General features: G+C 63.8%; 20 protein-coding genes and 1 pseudogene. 6 read left to right on the forward strand and 15 right to left on the reverse strand.

Annotation, left to right across the window (positions count from 1 at the left end; all coding sequences use genetic code 11):
* Nucleotides 1–2 precede the first annotated feature (2 nt).
* From DY201_RS22640 to DY201_RS29595, 10 genes are read right to left on the reverse strand one after another with little or no spacing between them, the layout of a single operon-like run.
* Nucleotides 3–1,451, reverse strand: coding sequence for a M81 family metallopeptidase (locus DY201_RS22640; RefSeq protein ID WP_115733174.1), 1,449 nt, complete (start codon nucleotides 1,449–1,451; stop codon nucleotides 3–5).
* 22 nt (nucleotides 1,452–1,473) lie between these two features.
* The gene (locus DY201_RS22645) at nucleotides 1,474–2,382 is read right to left on the reverse strand and encodes a CobW family GTP-binding protein (protein WP_115733175.1); all 909 of its coding nucleotides are present in this window, start codon (nucleotides 2,380–2,382) and stop codon (nucleotides 1,474–1,476) included.
* Nucleotides 2,379–3,872, reverse strand: coding sequence for an amidohydrolase family protein (locus tag DY201_RS22650; RefSeq protein ID WP_172582944.1), 1,494 nt, complete (start codon nucleotides 3,870–3,872; stop codon nucleotides 2,379–2,381). The genes DY201_RS22645 and DY201_RS22650 overlap by 4 nt, the downstream gene beginning before the upstream one ends.
* Nucleotides 3,865–4,686 carry an ATP-binding cassette domain-containing protein gene (locus DY201_RS29585; protein WP_115733176.1) on the reverse strand — a complete coding sequence of 274 codons (822 nt, stop codon included), beginning with the start codon at nucleotides 4,684–4,686 and terminating at the stop codon, nucleotides 3,865–3,867. The genes DY201_RS22650 and DY201_RS29585 overlap by 8 nt, the downstream gene beginning before the upstream one ends.
* A complete protein-coding gene (locus DY201_RS29590) occupies nucleotides 4,679–5,509 on the reverse strand; it encodes an ABC transporter ATP-binding protein (RefSeq protein WP_115733177.1) in 831 nt (276 codons plus the stop codon). The genes DY201_RS29585 and DY201_RS29590 overlap by 8 nt, the downstream gene beginning before the upstream one ends.
* A gap of 2 nt (nucleotides 5,510–5,511) precedes the next feature.
* Entirely contained in the window at nucleotides 5,512–6,408 is an 897-nt protein-coding gene (locus tag DY201_RS22665) for an ABC transporter permease (RefSeq protein WP_115733178.1), read from the reverse strand.
* The gene (locus DY201_RS22670) at nucleotides 6,401–7,390 is read right to left on the reverse strand and encodes an ABC transporter permease (RefSeq protein WP_115733179.1); all 990 of its coding nucleotides are present in this window, start codon (nucleotides 7,388–7,390) and stop codon (nucleotides 6,401–6,403) included. Before DY201_RS22670 ends, DY201_RS22665 begins: the two co-directional genes overlap by 8 nt.
* 13 nt (nucleotides 7,391–7,403) lie before the next feature.
* Nucleotides 7,404–9,008, reverse strand: a complete 1,605-nt coding sequence (locus tag DY201_RS22675) for an ABC transporter substrate-binding protein (RefSeq protein ID WP_115733180.1) — start codon at nucleotides 9,006–9,008, stop codon at nucleotides 7,404–7,406.
* 26 nt (nucleotides 9,009–9,034) lie between these two features.
* The gene (locus tag DY201_RS22680; RefSeq protein ID WP_115733181.1) at nucleotides 9,035–10,591 is read right to left on the reverse strand and encodes a serine hydrolase domain-containing protein; all 1,557 of its coding nucleotides are present in this window, start codon (nucleotides 10,589–10,591) and stop codon (nucleotides 9,035–9,037) included.
* Between the two features lie 5 nt (nucleotides 10,592–10,596).
* Nucleotides 10,597–10,857 carry a hypothetical protein gene (locus tag DY201_RS29595; protein WP_131922217.1) on the reverse strand — a complete coding sequence of 87 codons (261 nt, stop codon included), beginning with the start codon at nucleotides 10,855–10,857 and terminating at the stop codon, nucleotides 10,597–10,599.
* Between the two features lie 82 nt (nucleotides 10,858–10,939).
* On the opposite strand from DY201_RS29595, the gene DY201_RS22685 reads away from it, so the two are divergent.
* Nucleotides 10,940–11,542, forward strand: coding sequence for a helix-turn-helix domain-containing protein (locus DY201_RS22685; RefSeq protein ID WP_115733182.1), 603 nt, complete (start codon nucleotides 10,940–10,942; stop codon nucleotides 11,540–11,542).
* A gap of 432 nt (nucleotides 11,543–11,974) precedes the next feature.
* Here DY201_RS22685 and DY201_RS22695 read toward each other — a convergent pair whose 3' ends face one another.
* On the reverse strand, nucleotides 11,975–13,438 hold the full coding sequence (locus tag DY201_RS22695) for an MFS transporter (protein ID WP_115733183.1): 1,464 nt from the start codon (nucleotides 13,436–13,438) through the stop codon (nucleotides 11,975–11,977).
* Between the two features lie 109 nt (nucleotides 13,439–13,547).
* Entirely contained in the window at nucleotides 13,548–14,681 is a 1,134-nt protein-coding gene (locus DY201_RS22700; RefSeq protein ID WP_115733938.1) for an NAD(P)-binding domain-containing protein, read from the reverse strand.
* A 270-nt stretch (nucleotides 14,682–14,951) separates the two neighbouring features.
* Between DY201_RS22700 and DY201_RS22705 the strand changes: the two genes are divergently transcribed.
* A complete protein-coding gene (locus DY201_RS22705; RefSeq protein WP_115733184.1) occupies nucleotides 14,952–16,547 on the forward strand; it encodes a methyl-accepting chemotaxis protein in 1,596 nt (531 codons plus the stop codon).
* A 127-nt stretch (nucleotides 16,548–16,674) separates the two neighbouring features.
* Here DY201_RS22705 and DY201_RS22710 read toward each other — a convergent pair whose 3' ends face one another.
* The 3 genes from DY201_RS22710 to DY201_RS22720 all read right to left on the reverse strand — a co-directional run bounded on the left by DY201_RS22710 (nucleotide 16,675) and on the right by DY201_RS22720 (nucleotide 19,002).
* Nucleotides 16,675–18,030: an MFS transporter gene (locus DY201_RS22710; RefSeq protein WP_115733185.1), complete on the reverse strand. Its 1,356-nt coding sequence runs from the start codon at nucleotides 18,028–18,030 to the stop codon at nucleotides 16,675–16,677.
* Nucleotides 18,031–18,429: a hypothetical protein gene (locus tag DY201_RS22715; RefSeq protein ID WP_245432073.1), complete on the reverse strand. Its 399-nt coding sequence runs from the start codon at nucleotides 18,427–18,429 to the stop codon at nucleotides 18,031–18,033.
* Between the two features lie 66 nt (nucleotides 18,430–18,495).
* Complete coding sequence (locus DY201_RS22720; RefSeq protein WP_425358743.1) at nucleotides 18,496–19,002, reverse strand: DUF3833 family protein; 507 nt, start codon at nucleotides 19,000–19,002, stop codon at nucleotides 18,496–18,498.
* Nucleotides 19,003–19,346: 344 nt separating this feature from the next.
* Between DY201_RS22720 and DY201_RS22725 the strand changes: the two genes are divergently transcribed.
* The 4 genes and pseudogenes from DY201_RS22725 to DY201_RS22745 all read left to right on the forward strand — a co-directional run bounded on the left by DY201_RS22725 (nucleotide 19,347) and on the right by DY201_RS22745 (nucleotide 23,219).
* Entirely contained in the window at nucleotides 19,347–20,399 is a 1,053-nt protein-coding gene (locus DY201_RS22725) for a sensor histidine kinase (RefSeq protein ID WP_115733187.1), read from the forward strand.
* 68 nt (nucleotides 20,400–20,467) lie between these two features.
* A complete protein-coding gene (locus tag DY201_RS22730; RefSeq protein WP_115733188.1) occupies nucleotides 20,468–20,872 on the forward strand; it encodes a response regulator in 405 nt (134 codons plus the stop codon).
* A 180-nt stretch (nucleotides 20,873–21,052) separates the two neighbouring features.
* Nucleotides 21,053–21,873 (forward strand): annotated as a pseudogene (locus tag DY201_RS29865) (IS91 family transposase); the annotation flags it as partial.
* A 449-nt stretch (nucleotides 21,874–22,322) separates the two neighbouring features.
* Nucleotides 22,323–23,219 (forward strand): LysR family transcriptional regulator, encoded by an 897-nt coding sequence (locus DY201_RS22745; protein ID WP_115733189.1) that lies wholly within the window; start codon nucleotides 22,323–22,325, stop codon nucleotides 23,217–23,219.
* Nucleotides 23,220–23,259: the final 40 nt, after the last annotated feature.

The raw sequence follows: 23,259 nt of genomic DNA on the forward strand, positions 1-23,259 counted from the left end.
GGCTACGCGGTCACCGGCCATTTCGGCAGCTTGATCCTGGTGTAGGGCAGGCTGGCGAGATTGGAGGTGACGGTGCCTTCAGAGGCAGCGTAGATCACGGCGCTGGCAACCTTCTCGTAGGACGCGCGGAAATGCTGCGTCGACTTGACCACCACCATCCGCTTGTCGGCGAGATCGCAGCCGATATTTGTGAACAGGTCGGTGTCGATCGCCTGCGACCGCTCGGAGGCCAAGAGCACCTCGACGCCGCCGCAGTCGATCAGGGCGCAATCGCCCATCGGCGACGGCACGCCGCCAAGGCCGGTCATGACGAGGCCGCGTTTGAGAGCTTTGACGCGGCAGGTGACATCGACGGGATCGCCGGAGCGCGGGCCGACCTTGCCGCCGACGCGCAGCTGTAGCACCGCCCCCTCACCCGCCTCGAACACCAGGCGAACGGCGATCGGATCCCACAACGGGCCGATCACGGCATCCGAGACGCCGCGCGCGATCATGCGGGCGAGGAAGAAGGTCGAGTCGCTGGCGGCACCGCCGCCGGCATTGTCGGCGGTGTCGGCAATGACGACCGTGCCGGCTGGTGCAACAAGGGCCTGATCGAGCGCCTCGTCGATCGAGGGCATCGGCGGCACGATCTCGGAGCGCATGACGTAAAGATCGTTTGCCAGCCGCTGGGCCAGCGACTGCGCCAGGTCCTGGTTGTCGTCTGTGTAGACAACGACGCGCGTTCCCATCTCGGGCACGTCGGCCCAGGGGAAACCTTGCGCGATCGACACCGACAGCACCTTATCCTTCTGCTCCATGGCGCGGATGCCGTTGATGATCGACAGCCCGGGTTCGGTGGTGGTCCGGATGAAGGTGACCATGCCGGTGTCGACGAGCGCTGCCTTGGGCTTGATCTGGCCGGTGGCGATGCGATGGCAGAGGTCGACAAGCTGGACGCCGCATTCATAGACGTCGGTGTGGGGGTATTCCTTGTAGGTCAGCAGGATGTCGACATTGTCGATCATCTCTGAAGTCATGTGGCAGTGCGGGTCGAGCTCGCAGCCGACGACCGTGTCTGGGCCGACGATCGCGCGGATGCGGGCGAGGATGTCGCCTTCGCAATCGTCATAGCCATCGGCGACCATGGCGCCGTGCAGCGACATCAAGACCATGTCGACCGGCAGGACGGCACGGAGGTCGTCGAGCAGCTGGTCGCGCAGCGTCTCATAAGCGTGCCGGGTCGTCGTGCCGCCTGGCTCGGCCGAGGCGCTCAGCCCTTCGAACAAAGTCCAGCCCTCGCGGCGGCCACGTTCGCGTGCTGCCCAGAGCTGGCCGCCATAAAGCGTCATGTGGTCCGGATGCTTCCCGGCAGGATAGTAGTCGCCGCCATTCACGAAGGCGCCGAGGCCGGTGGGGATGGGCGAGAAGGTGTTGGTCTCGGTCGCAAGGACGGCACTGAACACACGCATGATGGATAACTCCGCTTGCGAATTAAGAGGCAATAATTTCGGCGAGGCCGGCATGCGCCGTCTCGGTGTCGAGTACTCTGGCCTCGGCGATCAGGACGAGGCGGCAATCGGGCTCGAATTTCGGGAACGGGCGCAAGGTGGCGCGGCGACCGACGAGTTGCAGCAGGAAGCTCTGCCCCGGCCGCTCGACGAAACTGACGATGCCCTTGGCGCGGATGAGCCTGGGCGCAAGCCGGTCGATGGCAGCCTGGAAGCGGTCGAGCGCGACCGGTCCTGATGACTGCCATTCGATCGAGGTGAAGCGCGATGCACCGACCTTGGCCTGGCCCGGCGCTGGCTGCGTCCGGTCTGTGACGAGCAGCGCCTCGATCGGCAAGGCATCGCCATCGGTTTCGAAGACCAGCGTCTTGTTGAGCCAGACGAGTTCCGCCCGGAGTGCTTCATCGGAGCTTTCCCTCAACCCGGTCTTGGACAGGGCGATGAAATCGGCCGCCTCGACCTGGGCGCGCCAGAGCTCGTCGCGCAGGCGGGTCGGATTGGCGGCGACCTCATCGGCGTCGACCACGGCAACGACAGCATCGAGGCGGATGTCGTGCCACAGGATCGGGTCCATCAGCGTTTCGGTGATGCCCCTGGGGTCGGCGACCCCACTGGCCTCGATGACGATGTGGTCCGGCTTGACGGGCTGGGACAGCACCATCTTGAGCGTGCGCAGAAGGTCGCCCTGCAGCGAGCAGCAGATACAGCCGTTCTTGAGCCCGACGACGGTGTCGGCGGCATCCGCGATCAATTCGGCGTCGATGTTGATGGCGCCGAAGTCGTTGACGATGGCGCTGATCCGACGGCCTGCGGCACGCTGCAGCAACTGGTTGATGAATGTCGTCTTGCCGGCACCGAGAAAGCCGGTGACGACGAGGACAGGAACGCTCACCGGTCACCCCGCCTGATCGGGCGCCCAGGTGCTGCCGCCTGATTGAGGATGCCGTCCGAGATCACCGCCTGGCCATTGACCAGCACGTGGCGAATGCCCTGGGCGGGCAGGTTCATCTCGGCGAAGGTGGCGCGGTCGGCGACGGCGGCGAGATCGAAGACGACGATGTCGGCATCGCAGCCCGGCTGCAGCCGCCCCTTGCGCTTGAACAGCGGCGCGCAGCTCTCGACGATCCGCGCCGGGATGAGCGTGCATTTGGCAATCGCTTGGGCAAGCGGGATGGCGTCGCGCTCGCGCACCCACTGGCGGAGAAAGCGGGTGAAGGTGCCCGAGGATCTGGGGTGCGCCGTCTTGTCGGCTCCGAGCGGCCACTCATTGCCCTCGTAGGGCGAGCCGTCGGGCTGGCTCCATGGCATGGCGTCGGAGGCGATGGCGCCGCCGGGATAGGTGACGGAGACGTCGAGCAGCGCGCGGTGGCGCGGATTGTCCTCGGTGTCGAGGAAGTGCCAGAGCACCAGCGCCGAGGGATCGGACTGCCTGACCTGCTTGAGGTCGTCGATGCCGTCGAGGCGGCGATGGGTGGCGACAAGCTCGATGGCGTCGTAGCCGGTGCCGGTGCGGGCGGAAAAGGCCGGATCGACGAAGAAGCCGGCGCTGACGACTGTCGAGCCGGTGCCATAGGGATAGGCTTCGGTGGTGATCCTGAGCCCTTGCGCCTGCGCCCGGGCAATGATCGCCGCGGCTCGCTCGACGTCCTGAAGACTGGTCGAGTTGAGGTGGCAGATGTGCATATGCGCGCCGGTGGCGCCGGCCAGTCCGATCAAGGTGACATAGGCCTCGATCGAGCTCTTGGGGTCGATGTTCGACATCTGCGCGATGTGGGTATAGGTCGGCGTGTCGGTTTCGGCGGCGAGATCGCAGATCAGGCTCATTTCCTTGGCGCCGGCGCCGGGCGCGTAGCCGGCGGGAATGCCGATGCCGAGGCCGCCCTCGTCGATGCCCTGACGGGTAAGTGCCACGATCTCGTCTGCCTGCGCTTCGGTCGCAGCGTCCGTCGACCAGCGCGGATCGTCGAAGCCGCGTCCCATCACTGTGATCGGCGCTTCGCCGGGCTTGAGTTCCAGTCCGATCATCACCGCCTTGCGGGCGAAGACCCAGGCTGACGCCGTGCCGTAATTGAGCAGGCGCGCGGTCCTTGACTGCGCCTCGTACCAGCCGGCGACCGGCAAGGCACCGACTTCGAGTTCGAGCGCCGTGGTGACGCCATCGAAGGCCTGCATGCGGTCGGCGGGCACGGACTGGCCGTGCGCATGGAGATCGATGAAGCCGGGGGCAACGATCAGGCCGCTTGCGTCGATCACCTCAAGCGCCGAGCCGAGATCGGCACCGATGGCAGCGATGCGGCCGGCCGAAATGGCAATGTCCGAAATTTCGTCGCGGCCGGTCTCGGGGTCGATGACGCGCCCGCCCTTGATCACGATGTCATGCATGGACAGCCCTTTCGGCGGCGCGGCGCTTCTTGCCCGGAACGGCATCGATCAGCCGGCGGGTGTAATCGGACCTCGGCGTGCGGAAGATTTCTGACGTCGGGCCGACCTCTTCGAGCACGCCGTGGTTCAATACGCCGACACGCTGGCACAGATGATCGACGACCGACAGGTCATGCGAGATGAACAGCATCGCCAGCCCCTGTTCGGTGCAGATCTTGCGCAACAGCTGCAGCACCTGCGCCTGGCTGGAGACATCGAGTGCCGACACCGGCTCGTCGGCGATCAGGAGCTTCGGGCCCGATGCCAGGGCACGGGCGATGGCAATGCGCTGGCGCTGGCCGCCGGAGAACTGGTGCGGAAAGCGCTCGATCCAATCAGGGTTGAGGCCGACCTGCTGCATCAGATCGGCAGCGCGCTTGGTCAGTGCCGCGCCCTTGAGGTCGGTGTAGGATTTGAGCGGCTCGGCCAGGATGTCGCGCACGCGCCAGCGCGGATCGAGTGAGGCATAGGGGCTCTGGAATACCATCTGCACGTCGCGCCGCTTGTCGCGCAGAGCCTTGCCGCGCAAAGCGAGCCAGTCGACGCCATCGAAGCTCACCGAGCCGGCGCTCGGCTCGGTCAGCCGCGCGATGATGCGGCCGATCGTCGACTTGCCCGAACCGCTTTCGCCGACGAGCCCGAAGGCCTCGCCGCGCCGGATGGAAAAGCTGACGTCGTTGACGGCGGTGAGCTGCCGCGGCTTCTCGAAAAGGCGCCCGGACAGGGTGAAATGGCGGACAAGACCGCTGACTTCGAGCAGGACGTCATCAACCATGAGCGGCCTCCGCCAGCATGTGACCGGCGCCGAAACTCGGCCGCGCATTGAGCAATTGCATGGTGTAGGCATGCTTTGGACGGCTCAGCACGTCGTCGACATGACCCGCCTCGACAACGACACCGTCCTTCATAACCACGACGTCCTCGCAGACATCGCCGACGACGTCGAGGTCATGGCTGACCAGGATCATCGCCATGCCCTGCTCGCGGCTCAGCTCCTGCATCAGCCCGAGGATCTGCGCCTGTACGGTCACGTCGAGCGCGGTTGTCGGCTCGTCGGCGATCAGCAGAGCAGGCTTCAGTGCGATCGCCGCGGCGATGACCACGCGCTGGCGCATGCCGCCCGACAATTGATGCGGATAGGCGTCGATTCGGCGGGCAGCGTCCTGGATGCCGACGCGTTCGAGCAGCTCAAGGCTGGCAGCGCGGATCGCCTTGCGCGACATGTCGGGGCGGTGAAAACGGAACACCTCGCCGATCTGGTCGCCGACCGGCATGACCGGGTTCAACGTCGCCATCGCATCCTGGAACACCATGGCGATGCGGTTGCCGCGCAACCGGCGCCAGTCGCGCCTGCACAAAGCGAACAGGTCGCGACCTTCGAAGGTGACCGCACCGCCGAGAATGGCATGCGACGCATCGGTCAGCCCCATGAGCGCATAGCCGATCGAGGATTTCCCCGACCCGCTTTCGCCGACGACGCCGAGCACCGAGCCGGGCGCGACCTCGAAACTGACGCCGCCCACGGCGCGGACCGGACCGCGGCGGCTGGGGTAGTCGACTGTCAGCTCGTGGACGGAAAGCAAGGGCGAGGCCGTCATGGTCACATCCGCTCCAGTCGGGGATCGAAATAGTCGCGCAGGAAATCACCGAACAGGTTGATGCCGACCGAAGAGATCAACACGGCGATGCCGGGCGCAATGACGATCCATGGCTGCTCGTAGAGGAAGTCGCGACCTTCCGAGATCATGACACCCCAGGATGCCGTTGGCGGCTGGACGCCGAGACCGAGAAAGGACAAGGCTGCCTCGGAGATGATGACCAGCGCGATGTCGAGCGTGGCGACGACAAGCACCGCCGGCAGCACGTTGGGCAGGACGTGAGTGAAGATGATGCGCATCTGCGACACGCCCATGGTGATCGCCGCGTCGACATAGTCGAGCGTGCGGATCCGCATGGTTTCGCTGCGCACGATGCGGGCGAAATTGATCCACAGCGCAAACGCCAGCGCCATGACCAGCGTGGCGAAACCGGCGCCCAGAACGGCCATGAAGATCAGCGCCAGAAGCAGGAACGGAAAGGCGAGCTGGAAATCGACGATGCGCATGATGATGGTGTCGACGATGCCGCCGAAATAGCCGGCAAGGGCCCCGAGCGTCGCGCCGACGACAAGTGCTATCGACACCACGATCAGCGCTACCTGGATCGACACCTGTGCGCCCATGACGGTGCGGCTGAGTATGTCGCGGCCCATATTGTCGCCGCCTAGCAGGTTGGTGGTCGAGCCGCCCTCCTGCCAGACAACAGGGGCGTAGCGCCATTCGATGACCTGCTTGGCGTGATCGTGCGGGGCGATGGATTTCGCAAAGAGCGCACAGAGCACGACGATGGCGATCAGGAACAGGCCGGTCAGGCCCTTGGCGCTGCGGCCGAGGCTGCCGAGGAAGCGCCGCTCCGGGACGGGCCTCGTTGCAGCGGGAACGATCACGGCCTCAGTCATTGCGCACCCTCGGGTCGATGAAGCGGTACAGGATGTCGACGATCAGGTTGAGCGAGATGAACAGCGCCGCAGACACCAACACCACCGCCTGGATGATCGGATAGTCGCGGACATGGATGGAATCGACAGCGAGCCGGCCGATGCCGGGCCAGGCGAACACCGTCTCGATGACCACAGTGCCCGACAGGAGCGCGCCCATCTGCAGGCCGGCCAGGGTGACGATGGGCAACAGTGCGTTGCGCAAGGCATGGCGCAGGATGATGGTGAGGCGCGGTGCACCCTTGGCGGTGGCGAAGGTGATGTAATCCTGCTGCAGCACTTCCAGCATGGCCGAACGGATCAGCCGCGCATTGACCGCCACCAGAACGAAGGCGAGCGAGATCGACGGCAGGATGAAGTAGCGGAAGGCGTTCCAGAAGATGCCGATGTCGCGTTCGGCGACGGCGCGGCCGATGCTGGCCAGGGCCGAGCCGCGATAACCAGAGGCGGGCAGCCAGCGCAACTCGATCGAGAACCACAGGATCATCAGCACGGCGAGCAGGAAGCCCGGCATAGACACACCGAGCACGGCGATGAACGTGCCGGCATAATCCAGCCAGCTGTTGCGCTTGAGTGCGGTGACGATGCCGAGCGGGATGGCAATGACGAAGGCCAGGAGCAGCGTCCAGAAGGCGAGTTCGCCAGTCGCCGGGAGGCGGTCGGCGATCAGGCTGGTGACCGGGACTCCCTGGCGGATGGAGGTGCCGAGGTCTCCCTGCACGGCATTGCCGAGATAAGCGACGAACTGCTCGGGCACGGAGCGCGTCAGCCCCATCTTCTCGCGCAGCGTGTCCATGTCCTGGACGCTCATGCCGGGATTGCCGGCGGCAATCACGTCGACCGGATCACCCGGCACGAGCTTGACCAGCGAGGCCACCACAAGGATGACCCCGAGCAGGATGACGGCCGCATAAAGCAGCCTCGATACGACCAGCCTCAGCATCCGTCGGCGCGGGTCACGAGGCCATGCCGAGATGGTCGATGCGCAGCTCGCCGGCGGGGTTCATGCGGGCGTCGACGACGTCCTTGGCAACGACGGCAAAGTTGAGCGGTTCGAACAGCGGCTTCCAGTAAGCCTCGGTGACGACCTTGGCCTGAATCTTGTCGAGGATGGCTTGGCGCGCCGCCGGATCGGAGGTCACGCGCTGCTCGGCGATCATGCCGTCGAGTTCGGCATTCTCGTGGAAGGCACGGTTGAGCGCGCCTTTGGTGTGCAGCACCGGGTAGACGATGTCGGCGTCGGTGTAGGAATAGGTCGAGATGACCAGGTCCTGCCCGCCTTGTGCGGTGATGGCCGCCCACTGTGCGATCGGCAGGGTTTCGATTGTGATTTCGACGCCGATCTCGCGCAGCTGCGCCTGGACTACCTCCGCCGTGCGGCGGATGACCGGCGTGTCATTGGCAACGAGCTTGACCTTGAGGCCCTTGTCGAAACCAGCCTCGGCCAGCAGCGCCTTGGCCTTCTCCGGATCGTAGCCATAGGAAAGCTCGGCGGTCTTGGGCGAATAGCCTGATATGGAGCTTGCGATCGGCGACGTCGCCGGCACGGCGAAACCGTCGAGCGCAAAGGCGATCAGCCGCTTCTGGTCGATGGCATGCGCAAAGGCCCGGCGCACCTTCGGATTGTCGAAGGGCGGACGCTTCTGGTTGAACACCAGCGCCCGCATCATCTGGGCGGGGCGCTCGAGCATGATCGCGTCGGGATTGCCACGCAGGCGCCGCACGCTGTCGAGCGGCACCGAGGAGCCGCCATAGATGGCGTTGATCTCGCCGGTTTCGAAGGCGGCGATGCGGGTGGAGTCCTCGGGATAGTGCGAGAGCTCGACCGCATCGATGCGCGCGGGCGCGGCAACGGAGGCGTAGTCGTCGTTGCGCTCAAGCCGCATACCGCGATCGGTCGACCAGGACACGAACTTGAACGGGCCGGCGCCAACCGGCTTGCGGCCGAACTGGTCGCCTGCCGCTTCGACGGCGGCGCGCGAAATCGGCGCGGAATAGCCGAGCGTCAGGCCGACCCAGACGGCAACGAAGGGCTCCTTGAAGTGATAGGCGACGGTCAGCGGGTCGACCGCCTCGGCGCGCTCCAATGGTCCGAGGAAGAACGCGCTGGGCGAAGCGGCCTCGGGCGCCAGATGGCGCGCGACTGTCCAGGCGACAGCCTCGGCATCGCAGGGCGTGCCGTCATGGAACTTGACGCCGGGCTTGAGTTTGAAGGTCAGGGTCTTGTTGTCGTTGCTGAAGGCCCAGCTCTCGGCCAGGCCCGGCAGGACCTCGCCGTCATAGCCGGCGCGTGCCAGCGGCTCGTAGATCAGGTCCATCGTGGTCGAGGAGACCGACAAGGTGGTCTTATGCGGATCGAGCGTGTCAGGCTCCTCCGCACGGCCGACGCGCAACGTGCCGCCGGTCTGCTCAGCCAGCGCCTTGCCGGGCATGCCAAGCATGGCAACAGCCGTGATGGCTGCTGCACCACCGAGGAAGCCGCGGCGCGTAAGGGTCGCCTGGCGCAGATGGGAACGCGCCAGCGCGTCGAACTGTTCGGGAGTGAGAGTGCGTAGGGACATGGTGGACCTCGCCGTAGAGTGGATGATCAGGCTCGCTTGAAGGCCAGTTTCTTGATGCGGTCGGAGTTCATTTCGAAGCCGTCGGCAGTCACCGCCAGCGTCGCGTTCCACGGCAGGCCGGGGCGCATATCGGTGCCGGGCTGAAGCAGAAACCACAGGTCGACATCGGCCGCGACGATGGGGGCGGCCATGGCGCCGAGGCCGGAGCGCAGGCGGAACTCGCCCTTCGAGGCGTCGCCCGTGATCTCGACCTCGAGATCCTGCGCCCTGTTGACGTAGCGCCCGGCCAGCGGGCGCGCGGCGGCAACGCCGGCCAGAAGCGGCGCGTAGAGGCGCGGCGTGCCGCAGAAGACACCATCGACCTTGCCGTCGGCGCGCGGGCTGAGCACCAGATCGGTGATGGCGCGCTCGGGCTTGGCGCCACCCTGGTGACCGAAGTCGAAACCGCCGACGCCGCCGGCGTTGAGGAAGGTCGCAACGCCATCCTTGGCAACGATCTCGAAGACGTCGGGGCCGCCCTCCTGCCGGTAGCGACCGGGGGCGAGTGCGATCGGCGCCGGTGGCTTGTCGCCGAAATAGATATCGGCGATGCGCCGGCCGAGCGCGAAGGAGGCGACCTGGTCGTTGTTGGCGATGATGACGACGCCGAAGCCATCATCGACGAAGCGGGTCGATTCCGACTTGCCGCCGGCAACCGTGCCGCCATGGCCGACGGCGCGGCGTCCGCGATAGACGTCGGTAACGAGGCCGAGGCCATAGAAGCCTGTGGCGCCGTTGTCGAACACGCAGGGTGTTGCCATGCGCTCGTACATGTCGGGCGTGCCGACCTTGGGATCGAACAGGTTCTGCTGCCAGACGATCATGTCGTCGAGCGTCGAGATCATACCGCCCTCGCCGCCCAAATCGAGGCCCCAGTTGAGATTGGCCCAGCCTTCCTCGCGCCTGGTGTAGTGCGCAGCGAGCCGCTGCATCGCCGCGCCGTCGCGGATCAAAAGCGAGGTGTCGTCCATGCCGAGCGGGCCGGTGATGCGCTTGCGCAGCACTTCGTTGAAGGTCGCGCCCTCGATCTGCTCGATGATCTCCGACAGCATGAAGAAGCCGGCATTGCAGTAGGTCATGGCGCTGCCAGGCTTGAAGTTCAGCGCGTCCTGACGAGAGATGACGTCGCGGCCGGTCTGGCGATCGGACGGCGTGAAGATCGACAAGCCGGCGAAGATCATCGCTTCGAGATGGTCGCGGAAGCCCGACGTGTTCGACGCCAGATGCGCGAGCGTCACCGGCTGTTCGAGACGCGGTACGTAAGGCAGGTGCTTCTGTACCTCGTCAGACAGGCTGAGCTTGCCTTCGGCCTCCAGCATCAGGATCAGCAGGACGGTGAACTGCTTGGTCTGCGAGCCGATGCGAATGATGGTCTTGCGGCCCATCGGCACCGCATTGTTGATATTGGCGAGGCCGTAGGCATTGGCGAAGATCTCGCGTCCGTTCTCGGTGACAGCGACGACGGCGCCGGGGCTGTCTGGGCCGGTGAAATCCTGAAACAGCGCATCGATGCGCGCGGCAAAATCGGCCGGTGCCTTGGTCATGCCGGTCACTCCCTTACAGTTTTCGGATTGCCGGCGGCGCTGGGCGCTGCGCCGGATGTGCGTGGAAAGACGTTGCCGCAGCGCATCTCGACTGGCGTCGATGCCGTGTCGTCCTGATGGCTGTCGCAACGCATGGTGCTGCCCTCCCGCAGTGGCCGTGGCAGCACGCCCGAGGCGCCCTGCAACGCAGGTGTTATCCTGCGAAAATCAAAACTTTTGCCGTTCCCGCTTTTTTGTGATGCAATCGGTAAGATTTCTTTTTGCATACGTCAAGTCGTTTGCGTAAACACTAAATCCCTGCCATTTTCAGAAAATGGAGCCGCTCATGCCGCCAAGACCGGAGACCATGTGACCCACCAACCGCGACTGAGCGAATGTTTGCGCGCCATGCGCCAGCGCCATGGGCTGAAGTTGCAGGAGGTCAGCGAGCGCACCGGGCTCGCACTCTCGACGCTGTCAAAGGTCGAGAACGACCTGATGTCGCTGACCTATGACAAGATCCTGCAGATCTGCACGGGACTGGATATCCCGGTCACAGAGCTGCTCAACTTCGAGCCGGCAAAGGGCGTGGAGCGGACGCGGCGCTCGGTCGTGTCGGGCACCAACACGCTGCAGCTGGCGACTCGGAACTACGACTACCGCTATCTGTGCACCGATCTGGTCAACAAGCGCATGGTGCCGATAGTTGCCAGGATCCATGCCCGTACGCTGGAGCAATTCGGCCCGCTCGTCCGTCATGTCGGCGAGGAATTCGCCTATGTGCTCGACGGCGAGATCGAGATCCACACCGACCATTATGCGCCGACCCGGCTTGCCGCCGGTGACGGCGTCTACATCGATTCGACCATGGGCCATGGCTACGTCTCGGTCGGCGCCGGCGAAGCGACGATCCTATGCATCTGCTCGGCACCCGAATCCGGGCTGGAACAGGTACTGATCGACCAGGCCTAACCGCCGGCGGATGCCGACCCTCCTCCGGCAACGACCGGCCAGCGCCAGGTCGCGCGGCGCGACATGATGGCGTAGAAGGCAAGGCCGCCGGTGGCCGAGACATGCTCCACGCTACCGTGATGTCGCGTAAGGCTTCTCCGCCTTGGCCCAGAACGGCAATCGGAATGGTCAGCACGCTGAAGACGGCCAGCGCGCCAATGGCGAGGCAGGTGCCACGGTCGAAGATGATCATCGCGAGGCGCCGATCTGCAAGACTTGCCCCTGTTGAACAGCCAGCCTGGCGTGAGCCCGAAGCCTTCCATGATCGCCCCGTTGCCGCCGAAGTCGATGAGCTTGGCCAGTCCGCACGTCCAGAACGCGAAGGTGAGAAGCACGCTTTGCCAGGATATCGAAGGCAGTTCTGTCGAGGATCGCTCCGATAGATTTGGGCAGTCAGCCCCTCTTTCCGGTCAGGCGCACGACGCGAACTGCTACCAGCACGCAGAGCGAGGGAGCGATTGCGAAGATCACCCCCAACCAGACGGCGGCGTTGGCGGCACCGTCTTTCCCGCCTGGATCGGCGATGCCCGCGAAGTTGGCAACCATACCGGCGCAGGCGGTGCCGAGGGCCATGAAGAACAGTTGCACTGTCGTCATGCCGCCGGCGGCGAGATCCTGCTCGGTCGGCGGGGCATTTTGGAAGATGCGGGTTACGAGCCCCGGCCAGGTGACGCCGATGCCGAAGCCGGCGAGCAGCAGGCCAACGCCGATCGGCAGGAGCAGCGACCAGTCGCCGGCGCCGTTGATAGGCATGAACAGCGCAAACAGCACGAGGCCGGCGAGCACCAGAACAGGACCAAGGACGATGAGGCGATCGCCATGTCCCTGCCAGCGCGAGCTCAGGAACGACGCCAGGCTCCAGCCGATGGACATGATCGCCGCAATATAGCCTGCCCAGAGCGGCGACTGGGCGTGCAGGTTCTGCAGCAGGTAGGGCACGAAGATCTCGGGCTGTATTGCCAGCATCAGCAGCGCAATGGTGAGATAGAGCGCGCCCAGCGGCGTTGAGACGTTGAAGGCCCTTCTGGGCAGAAGGCGCGCTTCGGCACGCGCCTCGACGCCGGCGATCAGCACGATGATGGCGAGGCCGGCGCCGAGCCCGGTCAGGTTCCACGCCATCCCGGATGACAGGCTGCCGGCGGAAACCGCAAGCACGGCAGTCGTGAGCAAGGCAAGCTGCAGATAGGGAACGGCGACGCGCTCGTTGGTGTCCCAGCTTTTCCTCGGCAAGGTGACATAGGCGAGGACGGCGAAGGCGACAGAGAAAGGAAGCAGCGACGAGAACGCCAGGCGCCAGGCACCATACTCGGCAAAGACGCCGCCTATGGCGGGACCGACAAGCGTGGCGATGCCGAACATCGCCGACACGAGCCCGATGGCGCGGGCCCAGAGATGTTCGGGCAGGACGATGCGCGTCAGGGCATAGGCGAGAGCGAACAGGAAGCCGCCTCCGAGACCCTGGGTGGCACGGCCGACGAGCATGACCGACATGCTGGGTGCGATCGCGCAGGTCAGCGCACCCAGCGCGAAGATCGACGTGGCGAGTACATAGGCACCGCGTGGCCCGCTGCCGTTGAGCAGCTTTGCCGTCAGCGCCGAGCCGAGGATCGAGGCGACCACGAACAGGGTCGTTGCCCAGGCATAGAAGTCGAGTCCGCCGATGTCGGCAACGACTGACGGCATGGCCGTCGTTGCAATGTAAATGTTGATGGCGTGCAGCGTGACGCCGCCAGCAAGCGCGAAAGTGTAGATGCCATGCTTGCCGCTGAAGAGGTCGCCCGAGCCGGCGGTTTTCGCTGCGACGGCAGCCGCCGCGTTGCCAGCCACAGCAGCCGGCTGTTCAGAATCGAAGTTCATGTCGGCCTTTCCATTTTACGAGCCGACACGATCCATAAAACCTCAAGCGCAATTGAGGTCAACAGAAGAAAAATCAATTCGATGCGGCATGCTGGCAGGGAGGAGTCCGTCAGGCGAGCCCGAGATAGGTGGCAAGCTCGCGCGCGGCGGCCCCGCCGGCCCTGTTGGCGCCGATGGTCGATGCCGAGGGGCCGTAGCCGACGAGGTGGATGCGCGGGTCCCTCGAAACTTGTGTCGCCAGACGACCCGACATTGTGATGCCACCTCCCTCCTCGCGGATAAGCAGCGGCGCCAGATGGTCGAGGGAGCTGCGGAAACCGGTGTTCCACAAGATGACGTCGGCGCGCTGTTCGCTGCCATCGGGCCAGCGCACACCATCCTCGGTGATCTCGCTGAACATCGGCAAGCGGTTCAGCACACCACGGTCGCGTGCGGCTTTCAGCGTCGGCGTCCACGGGATGCCGGTGACCGAGACGACCGAGCCGGGTACGAGGCCCCGCCGCACTCTGTCCTCGACGATCGCCACGGCTGCACGGCCGTCGTCCGGCGTGAATGGACGGTCGCGGAACTGCGGCTCCCGGCGCGTTACCCAGATGGTGGAAGCGACTTGGGATATCTCGTCGAGCAGTTGCAGCGCCGAGATGCCGCCGCCGACGATGACGACACGCTGACCGGCGAACTCCTGGGCGTTGCGGTAGTCGCGGGTGTGCAGCTGCCGCCCCTTGAAGCGCTCGGCGCCTGAAAAAGCGGGGATGACGGGCGTTTCCCAGGTACCGGTGGCGTTGACGATGCCGCGGACGGAAAAGGTCTCGCGGTCTGTCTCGACGCGCAGCCTCTCGCCACGATCGCAGACAACCTTGACCGTCACCGGGCGATAGACCGGCAGGTCGAACTCGCGCTCGTAGGCGGCAAAGTATTTCGGAACCGCGACCGACGCCCTGACCTCGGTGGCGCCCTCCTCGACGACGTCGGCGAACTGCATGCCGGGCAAGTCGTGGATGCGATTGACCGTCGACAGCGTTAACGACGGCCAACGATATTGCCAGGCGCCGCCGGCTTCCGGCGACTTGTCGAGGATAATGAAGTCGCGACCCGGCTGAAGTCCGAGCTTTCGCAGATTGTAGGCAGTGGAAAGCCCCGCCTGGCCGGCGCCGATGACAATGATGTCGATCTTGTAGGCCGCACGGAGATCGCCCCTGGCGGGTGGTTCGGATGTCAGGCTTGCGGCATCTTGGTCGGACATGGCCCGGCAGAGATAAGCAGCCGAGGCCAACCGTGCAACGGGCCAGGCATCTCGCACATTGGCGGAAGCACAATGCTTCCAGCATATGGCGAGCATTGCCACAGCATGACAACCATCGCTGGCGCGTCATTATTTCGCATGTGATTTCAATGCGTTGGCAGAAACCAATTGTGAACCATTTGGGGCCTAGCCAGCGGCCCACACAGCATTCGCCGGCAGCTCCTTGCGCAAACGCAGAGCCGACAACTGCCTGCCACCTGAGGGAAAAACATGTCCGAACATTCCGTCGCCGCGGACGCCGCAATTGCCCGCCGCCTCTCCTTCGTCCGCTTCGATGCCGATGCCCGCGAGGCGCTGAACGCGGTCCGGCCGGCGATCGAGGCGGCCCTGCCCAAGGTGATGGAGAGCTTTTACAACCACATTGCCGGTTTCGAGGAGGCACGCCAATTCTTCGGGGTAGGCACAGGCGGACGCGAGAAGATGCAGGTCGCCAACGGGCGCCAGATGAAGCACTGGAGCGCCATCGCTGCCGCCGATTTTGGCGACGCCTACACCCAGTCGGCGAAACGGATCGGCCGCATCCATGCCGACATCGGCCTCGAGCCGCGCTGGTATGTCGGCGGCTACACGCTGATCATCGAACAACTTGTGGCCGTCATCATCGAGCAGTCCTGGCCGAAGGCGCTCGGGCTGCAGGCGCCGGGGCTGGCCAAGGCGCGGCAGGCACTGAGCGCGTTGCTCAAGGCCTCTTTGTTCGACATGGAGCTGGTGATCTCGACCTATCTCGAAACCGCCGAACAAAGACGGCTCGCGGCCGAGGCCGCGCGCGACGCCGCCGAGAAGGAGCAGCGCACCGCGCTGGCTTCGCTGGCGCAGGCCATCGACCAGTTGGCCAAGGGCCGTCTCAACCACAGGATCGACGGGCTCGACGCGTCGAACTACGAACAGATCAGGGACGACTTCAACCGCGCCATGGAGCTGCTGGAGGAAGCCGTCGGGCGCATCCACGGCAACGCCGGTGCCATCCGCGACGGCTCGGCCCAGTTGGTGCAGGCGGCCGACGACCTGGCCCGCCGCACCGAGCACCAGGCGGCGAGCCTGGAAGAGACGGCCGCAGCGCTGGTCGAGATTTCCGAGACGACGGCGCAGACGACGACAGGTGCCATGCGCGCCGACGGGGTGGCCCAGGATGCCAGGGCAAGCGCACAGTCGAGCAGCCAGGCGATGCGCGACATGATCGTCGCCATGGGCGACATCGACAGTTCGGCAAGGCAGATCGGCCAGATCGTCTCGGTCATCGACGAGATCGCCTTCCAGACCAATCTTCTGGCGCTCAACGCAGGCGTCGAGGCGGCACGCGCCGGCGACGCCGGCAAGGGCTTTGCGGTGGTCGCCGCCGAAGTGCGCAGCCTGACGCTGCGCTCGGCCGACGCGGCACGCGAGATCAAGACGCTGATCGCCTCGTCAGGCGAACGCGTCGCCGCCGGGGTGCGGCTCGTCGGCCAGACTGGCGAGGTGCTTGAGGTGCTGACCGGCAAGGTAACCGAGATCAGCGTGCTCGTCGCCGATATCGCCAATTCGGCGAAAGAGCAGTCGGTCGGACTGTCGGGCATCAACAACGCCGTCAACCAGCTCGACCAGATGACCCAGCAGAACGCCGCGATGGTGGAGGAATCGACCGCCGCGTCGCACGCGCTGGCCGAGGAAGCGACGGCGCTGGCCACCAGCGTCGCGCATTTCGAGATCACCGCAAGGATGCCGGCAGCAGCACACCAGGCGCGGCAACACCGGCAGCAGCCGTCGCTGCGTATCGTCAAGCCGGCCAAGCCCGCTCCTGGAATGCAGGAAGGCTGGGCGGAGTTCTGAGAGCAAGTTAGCGCTCGCCTATGGACACAGGCCTATCAAGGAGAAAGTTTTCGACGTCAGGGGTCCTTTCCATCGGCAGGTGAAGACGGGAAAGCGGACGACTATCGCAGGCGCGCTTGGTTCTTCGCTATGACCCTTGATGTGCTCGACCTGTGCTGTCGATGCGGGCTCGCAAAGATCGTTGCGCATCTTCGCCGAGGGGAAAATTCCACATCACGGCGATGGCTGCGGCCTTGGGCAGAATAGGCAGCCAGGCATAGAGCGCAGACAGCGTAGCGAGGGCTGTCTCCGGCATGGCCTGGTCGCCTGTAGCGTCGAAACCCGACCAGGCAAGAATGGGGAATACCAAGCCGACGCCGAGAGCGAGTGATAGCTTGGTGGCCAGCCCCCAGGCGGCAAAATAGAGCCCCGAACGCTGCTCGCCCGAACTTGCCGTGTCGTAGTCGATGACATCGGCCTGTATGGCCGGCGGCAAGGCGAGATCGAAGCCCAGAAGCACCCCCGTTGCCGCGCAGATGATGGCGAAAGGCACGATGTCGCCAACTCCAAGGAAACCGGCAAAGGCGAACACCGCGCAGGCGACGGTCATCGCGCCACACCACGTACGATGCTTGCCTGCCTTTGCTGCAAGCCAGACGGCCAAAGGCACACCGAGCATCCCGCACAGGAAATAGAGGAAGAGCAGCGGGCCGCGCAGTTCGGCAGCGCCGAGCCGTTCGGATACGAAATAGAGAAACAGCGTCGCCGGGATTGCGTTGGCAAAGCCATTGAGAAGGAACGCGGTAATAAGCCGGACGAACGGCCTGTTGCGGACAACGAAGCGCAGGCTAGCCGCCAAGCTCAGCTTCCTTGTCGAACGATTGGCCGGCTCCGGCACGGTCTTGACGGCAAGCAAGCCGGCAGAAGGCAGGAGCACGATCGTCAAGACGGCGACGGCGGCCAAGCCGTGGAGGCCGTCTATGCTGTCCAGGCCAACAGCAAAGGGCAGCACCACCGCGATAAGCGTTCCGACCAGCGTCGCCCCTTCGCGAAAAGCTGACACTACCGAACGCCCGCGATAGTCCGTCGACAGTTCCGCCCCCCAGGCCGCATAGGGCAACATCGTTGCGGTATAACCGACCGAAAGCAGAGTGCCCCAAAAGGCGAGATAGCCAACACCAGCGCCCGACGGCGGCCAGAAGACCATGAATGCGGCCACGGCCGTCAACGGTACGGACATCAGAAAGAATGTGCGCCTGCGCCCGGATTTGATGAATACTTGGTCGCAGAGCCAGCCGATCAGCGGATCGCATGCTGCATCAAGCAGCCTGATCATTAGCAGAACCGTTCCGACGGCAGCGATCGGAATCCCGAGATTCTGCGCATAGAAAGTCGGCACGATGACATAGAGAGGCAGTGCCACTGCTGCCAGCGGAATAGCCGGCAATGCATAGCACAACAGCGTCACGGCCTGCCTCGAAACGCGGCATTCTGCACTGGCCATCTAGTCGCCTATGCGTGCGGTGCCCTTGGCCCCATCGTCACGGACCCAGGAAATCCTTCGCTCACCGAGCGACGTGATCTTGAAGCAGAACTGGCGTCCCTTGTACCAGCTTGGCCATTTTTGGCAGAGAGAGTTGCCCTCGATCCACCAGCGGCCTTCCTCCTTTGGCGCGAACATGCTTGCCGCCGAAATTCCCGAAACATCCCCGACGACAACGCCATCCGTGCGATAGCGCAAAGGCAAGGCAATGCCGAACGGCGTGTCCAGCCGCACGGTCTCTCCCGCGATCAGCTTCTTGATCTTGGGCCCATCCAGTTCGTCGGCCGACGCTGCGCCGGCAGCCAGGCTCAACGTGGCCAGCAGACCCCATGCGAGGGTTCTTGGTGTCTGATTTGACAAGACCCACTCCCTGTTTCTTGACAGTGCCCGGCAGGGCGTAAGCTGACCGGCTGGGAATCTGCACGGTCAGCGGCGACGAAACTCCACCCGTGTCAGCGCTACGGGCAGCCCAAACTTCGTCACAAGTGCCTTATTGAGCACTGTGCCATCGTCCTGCAGCCTCATCGTGTCGTAAAAGCGCACTCGGTTGCTCTTGTTGCTGGCATCGAGATCGACAAGGTAGCTGAAGCGTGCGGTATTGCCGCTGATCGTCACCAGCGTTTCCCCGATCACATCCTCGCGTGTGCCGCGGTACTTGCCCCGGGCGACCCTTTCGAAGCGCCAGGTCTTTCTGTCGCGCTCGCCATCGTCATAGGCGAAGTCCTCAACCAGCGTCAGCGTCTTGCCGTTCCATTTGCCCATGAGATCGACAGTGAACTTGCGCTTGACGCCGTTGATAGCGCTGAAGCTGCCAACGGCCGATGTTTTTCCGGCAAAATAGCCTTCCAGTGTAAAGTCACCTGCGGCCGCAGGTGCCAAGCCAAGCAGAAGTGTCATTGCCAAGCCTGGCAAGCCGAATTTCCCGCCGTACATCGCTTGCCTCCAGCCTCTCGAGAACCTGAACTCAAAGCTTGATACGGCACCAAAGCCCGGCTGGATCACTCGTTGAACGCAAAGCGGGTTCGGACCAAACCGTGGCAAGTGCCAAAGCTACGGCTTCCTTCACTGTGCTTGCACTATGCTTGTCGGTTTGGCGATGCCGCGGTCGCGGTGCTGGCGGCCCCTCGCCGCGCCCGGCGCCAGCGCTGTAACTAATATGACGCGGATACGCCTCAGAGATGCTATTGTGTGTTCGTCGAGCTTGCCCTTCCTGCTCGGCGGCGTTCCTGCCGAGTGATGACTTGCTCCGTGAGTCTTCGGCCCTTGAGGGCCACATCATGTCAAAGACCCCGACTGTTCATTTTGAAGCGGCGAGTACCCTTGCCGTTGTAGTATCATCTAACGAACCGTTGCTTTTCCTGTCCGACGACCAGAAAGTCATTGCAGCGAGCGCATCGTTCTGCCGGGCCTTCGAGATCGACCCCGCTACAGTTCCCGGAAGACGCCTCAGCGAGCTCGGGAACGGCGAGTGGGCGATGCCCAAGCTTGCGTCATTGCTGAAGGCGACCGCTTCAGGAAGTGCACATATCGAAGCCTACGAAATCGAACTTAAGCGACCAAACCAGAAGACACGGCAATTGGTCGTCAATGCGCGAACGCTCGATGACGGTGACATCGATCATATTCGTTTGCTTCTCGCCGTAACCGACGTGACCGATGCGCGCGCCGAGGCTCGACTGAAAGACGATCTGGTTCGCGATAAAGCGATCCTGCTGCAGGAGGTCCAGCATCGGGTGGCAAACAGCCTCCAGATCATCGCAAGTGTTCTGATGCAGAGTGCACGTCGGGTCCAGTCGGAAGAAGCGCGCGGGCATCTTCACAACGCACATCACCGGGTCATGTCGATTGCAGCCCTTCAGCGGCAACTCTCTACGTCCAACGGCGGCAAGGTTGAACTCGGCACCTATTTGACTCAGCTTTGCCAAAGCCTCGGTGCGTCGATGATAGCTGACCCTGACCGGCTTTCGATCCAGGTCTCGGTTGACAACAGCGCGGTAGAAGCGGACGTCTCCGTGAGCCTGGGACTTATCGTTACTGAACTGGTGATCAACGCCCTCAAGCACGCCTTTCCCGATGAGCGATCGGGCACGATCGTGACCGACTATCGCTCGTCGGGCAATGACTGGACCCTTTCGGTTACCGACGACGGCATCGGCATGCCTGTGGGGAGCGATGCACCAAAGGCGGGACTAGGGTCTGGCATTGTCGAGGCCCTCGCAAAGAACCTGCAGAGCATAATCCAAGTGAGTGACGCTGACCCAGGCACCGTCGTGACAATCAGCCACCAGGAAAGTTCCGGCCTGCGAACCGACCTTTCTGCTGCAGCCTAGGAACCGAACTGGTTCTGAAGCGCTGTACCCTTGCGGCCTGCGAGGCCCCCTTCATTACCGAGTGAGCCATGAACAACGGCATAGCGGTCGTCCTTGTCGTCGAAGATAGCCCGATCATTCGTATGGGTGCCGTGGATCTGGTGCTCTCTGCGGGTTACCAAGCGCTTGAGGCGCGCGATGCGGACGAGGCAATTCGCATTTTAGAGTCGCGCTCCGATATCGATCTTGTATTCACCGATGTTCAGATGCCTGGGACGATGGATGGCATCAAGCTTTCCCATTACATCCGCGAGCGATGGCCGCCAGTGAAATTGATCGTTGCATCAGGCGCCACAATTCTCGAAGAGAGCAATCTGCCTGTGGGGAGTAGGTTCTTTTCAAAACCCTATGATGATCACACGATCAAGGATGCCATGGCCCGCCTGCTTTCGGGCGAGAATTCGAGTGGGCCACCGGAAGAGCCATTTCGGTAACCCACGGATCAAAACCCTACGCATTGATCGCGGATTGCGAGGTGAGCAGGAAGCTGTCGTGGGGCGCAATTTCGGTGAGCAGGCGGTTTCGCCAGACCGGCAACAGATCGCGCTCGAAGATTGAGCGGAGCATCGTGCGTGTGCTCTCCCCTATCGGCGCACTTCGCGCCGAACTTGCCAACGGAGACGATGCTGACGATCGCGGCGGATCGGAAGCACCTTGGCGCGCATCGGCATCACCGCCGTGCTCCACACTTGGGGCTCGGCACTGACACAACATCCGCATGTCCACATGATCGTACCGGGCGGCGGCATCGCGCCGGACGGAAGGCGTTAAACATCACCGCGCGCGGCCTTCCTGTTCCCGATGAGGGTTCTCGGCAAGCTATTCCGCCGGTTGTTCCTGACCCGGCTGGTCGCGCGCTGCACGATGCCCGGCGGCTCGCCTTCTTCGGATCGCTGGCACACCTGGCCGAGCGGCGGGCATTCCTGCGGCACCTGTCGCCGGTCCGGAAAAACACTGGGTGGTCTACGCCAAGGCGCCCTTCGCCGGGCCGGAGGCGCTGCTCGCCTGCCTGTCGCGCTACACGCACCTGATCGCGATCTCGAACCGCCGGTAGATCGCCTTAGACGAGCGCAGTGTCACCTTCCGCTATTAGGATTGGCGCCGCTCCGGCGCCGACCGGCAGCAGATGATGGCGCTCACGACCTACGAGTTCATCTGCTCCATCTCCTGCCACGCGGCTTCCACCGCATCCGCCATTGCGGTCTGCTCGCCGGCTCCTCTCGCCAGGGCAGCCTCGTGCTTGCCAGCCATTTGCTCGCGGTCCCGCCGTCCTGAACGAACCATCGGTGGAAACCGACGACTGTCGCCCGCCCTGTTCGTGCTGCAGTGGGGCATGATCATCATCGAGGTGTTCCAACGATGGAACCAACCGCGCGGACCACCGGGCAAAACGGCGACGAACCGAGACAACGCCCCACGACCCGGCACGGGCTGATCCAGCCTTCAGCCGCAAGCACTCAGCCGGCAGCGGCCCCACACGCGTGCCTGTGCTGATTATCGCCGCCGAAGGGTTCGCGTCCGGCCGCGCGATGAGCCGACAACACCACATGGTTGAAAGGCAAAGCGGTCCGACCGCATCAAACTTGTCGCTTCCAAGCGGCGGTCGTGTGATGGCCAAAGCCAACCGCAAATCGAAATCACCATAGGCATCGCCTGTAGCCCGAGGGTTCTTGCCTCATGGACTTTCGTATACTTACCGGCGCCCCAAACTCTTCACGGAAGCGGCCTGGCAGCTTCCCCGGCACAAAAAGCGGACATCTAAGTGAGCATGTCGTCGTCTGACCTAAATCGTACAGTGTCCGGCGCAACAATAGACGGTATGTTCGAACCATAGCTTAAATTCGGTGTACGTTGCTTCAGCGCTCATGCCGTTGGCGAGGTTTCATGTCGACCAGCAAGCAGAACAATCTCCGCTCGCTTCAAACGTTCGAATCCGTGGCGCGTCATCTTTCGTTGACGAAGGCGGCGGCTGAACTCGGAGTAACCCAGAGTGCCGTAAGCCACCAGCTTCGTCGCCTAACCGATCAGGTTGGCGAACGCCTTATGATGAAGTCGGGGAGAAGCATTGTACTGACGCCCGCGGGAGAGGCGCTGGCGCGAAAGCTTGGGGCAGCTTTTGGCGATATCGACAGATCGCTGTCGGAGGTTATCGGTCGGAATCGCAAGCTTGTCCGCTTGGCTGTTTGCAGCAGCTTCGCTCCAGGTTGGCTCGTTCCGCGGCTGGCGAGCTTTCATCACGCCAATCCCGAGGTGGGCTTGCAATTGTGTATGTACGCGCGCGATCCCGTGCTTACCGATGCCGTCGCGGATGCGTTTGTCACGACATTCCCTGAAGTACCTGGCTTCTGGTCACTGCTCGTAAGGCGAGAAGTGCTCGTCGCGGTGGTATCAAGCCGAAAGCCCGTTCTAGATCAGATCGCGCCACGGTTGATCACCACCGATCTGGAGCCGGCCAGGATCGGCGCTGATTGGAAAGTCGGCGCAGAGCAAGGAATCCTGCCGTTCGAAATTGCTGGCAGCCAGGACTGGCTGTTTGCGTCGTACTACATCGTTGCGCTCGAAATGGTCCGGCAAGGCCTGGGCGCGGCTCTGGTCCCGGACTTTCTGGTTGAAAGAGAACTGGCGGATGGCGCTCTGAAAGTGATCTCCGATGGTGGCGTCGCTACCAAGGAAGACTACTATCTCTGCATCAAGGAAAGCCGGCGCTCCGAAGCGCCACTTGATGCGGTGGCGCGTTGGTTCCGGCTGCAGACCAACGGCCAAGGCAAACACGCGGCATAATGACGATGCATGTCGCGCGTGTTCGTGCTCAATCGAACTG

It is taken from the genome of Aminobacter aminovorans, from assembly GCF_900445235.1.
Lineage (GTDB): Bacteria > Pseudomonadota > Alphaproteobacteria > Rhizobiales > Rhizobiaceae > Aminobacter > Aminobacter aminovorans.

What these genes read in the sequence shown, in the direction of transcription:
- DY201_RS22725 (WP_115733187.1), top strand. Translation starts at nt 19,347, where the DNA reads ATGTCAAAGACCCCGACTGTTCATTTTGAAGCGGCGAGTACCCTTGCC.
- DY201_RS29585 (WP_115733176.1), bottom strand. Translation starts at nt 4,686, where the DNA reads ATGGTTGATGACGTCCTGCTCGAAGTCAGCGGTCTTGTCCGCCATTTC.
- DY201_RS22720 (WP_425358743.1), bottom strand. Translation starts at nt 19,002, where the DNA reads ATGTACGGCGGGAAATTCGGCTTGCCAGGCTTGGCAATGACACTTCTG.
- DY201_RS22670 (WP_115733179.1), bottom strand. Translation starts at nt 7,390, where the DNA reads ATGCTGAGGCTGGTCGTATCGAGGCTGCTTTATGCGGCCGTCATCCTG.
- DY201_RS22730 (WP_115733188.1), top strand. Translation starts at nt 20,468, where the DNA reads ATGAACAACGGCATAGCGGTCGTCCTTGTCGTCGAAGATAGCCCGATC.
- DY201_RS29590 (WP_115733177.1), bottom strand. Translation starts at nt 5,509, where the DNA reads ATGACGGCCTCGCCCTTGCTTTCCGTCCACGAGCTGACAGTCGACTAC.
- DY201_RS22665 (WP_115733178.1), bottom strand. Translation starts at nt 6,408, where the DNA reads ATGACTGAGGCCGTGATCGTTCCCGCTGCAACGAGGCCCGTCCCGGAG.
- DY201_RS22675 (WP_115733180.1), bottom strand. Translation starts at nt 9,008, where the DNA reads ATGTCCCTACGCACTCTCACTCCCGAACAGTTCGACGCGCTGGCGCGT.
- DY201_RS22700 (WP_115733938.1), bottom strand. Translation starts at nt 14,681, where the DNA reads ATGTCCGACCAAGATGCCGCAAGCCTGACATCCGAACCACCCGCCAGG.
- DY201_RS22640 (WP_115733174.1), bottom strand. Translation starts at nt 1,451, where the DNA reads ATGCGTGTGTTCAGTGCCGTCCTTGCGACCGAGACCAACACCTTCTCG.
- DY201_RS22710 (WP_115733185.1), bottom strand. Translation starts at nt 18,030, where the DNA reads ATGGCCAGTGCAGAATGCCGCGTTTCGAGGCAGGCCGTGACGCTGTTG.
- DY201_RS22680 (WP_115733181.1), bottom strand. Translation starts at nt 10,591, where the DNA reads ATGACCAAGGCACCGGCCGATTTTGCCGCGCGCATCGATGCGCTGTTT.
- DY201_RS22705 (WP_115733184.1), top strand. Translation starts at nt 14,952, where the DNA reads ATGTCCGAACATTCCGTCGCCGCGGACGCCGCAATTGCCCGCCGCCTC.
- DY201_RS22650 (WP_172582944.1), bottom strand. Translation starts at nt 3,872, where the DNA reads ATGCATGACATCGTGATCAAGGGCGGGCGCGTCATCGACCCCGAGACC.
- DY201_RS22745 (WP_115733189.1), top strand. Translation starts at nt 22,323, where the DNA reads ATGTCGACCAGCAAGCAGAACAATCTCCGCTCGCTTCAAACGTTCGAA.
- DY201_RS22695 (WP_115733183.1), bottom strand. Translation starts at nt 13,438, where the DNA reads ATGAACTTCGATTCTGAACAGCCGGCTGCTGTGGCTGGCAACGCGGCG.
- DY201_RS29595 (WP_131922217.1), bottom strand. Translation starts at nt 10,857, where the DNA reads ATGCAAAAAGAAATCTTACCGATTGCATCACAAAAAAGCGGGAACGGC.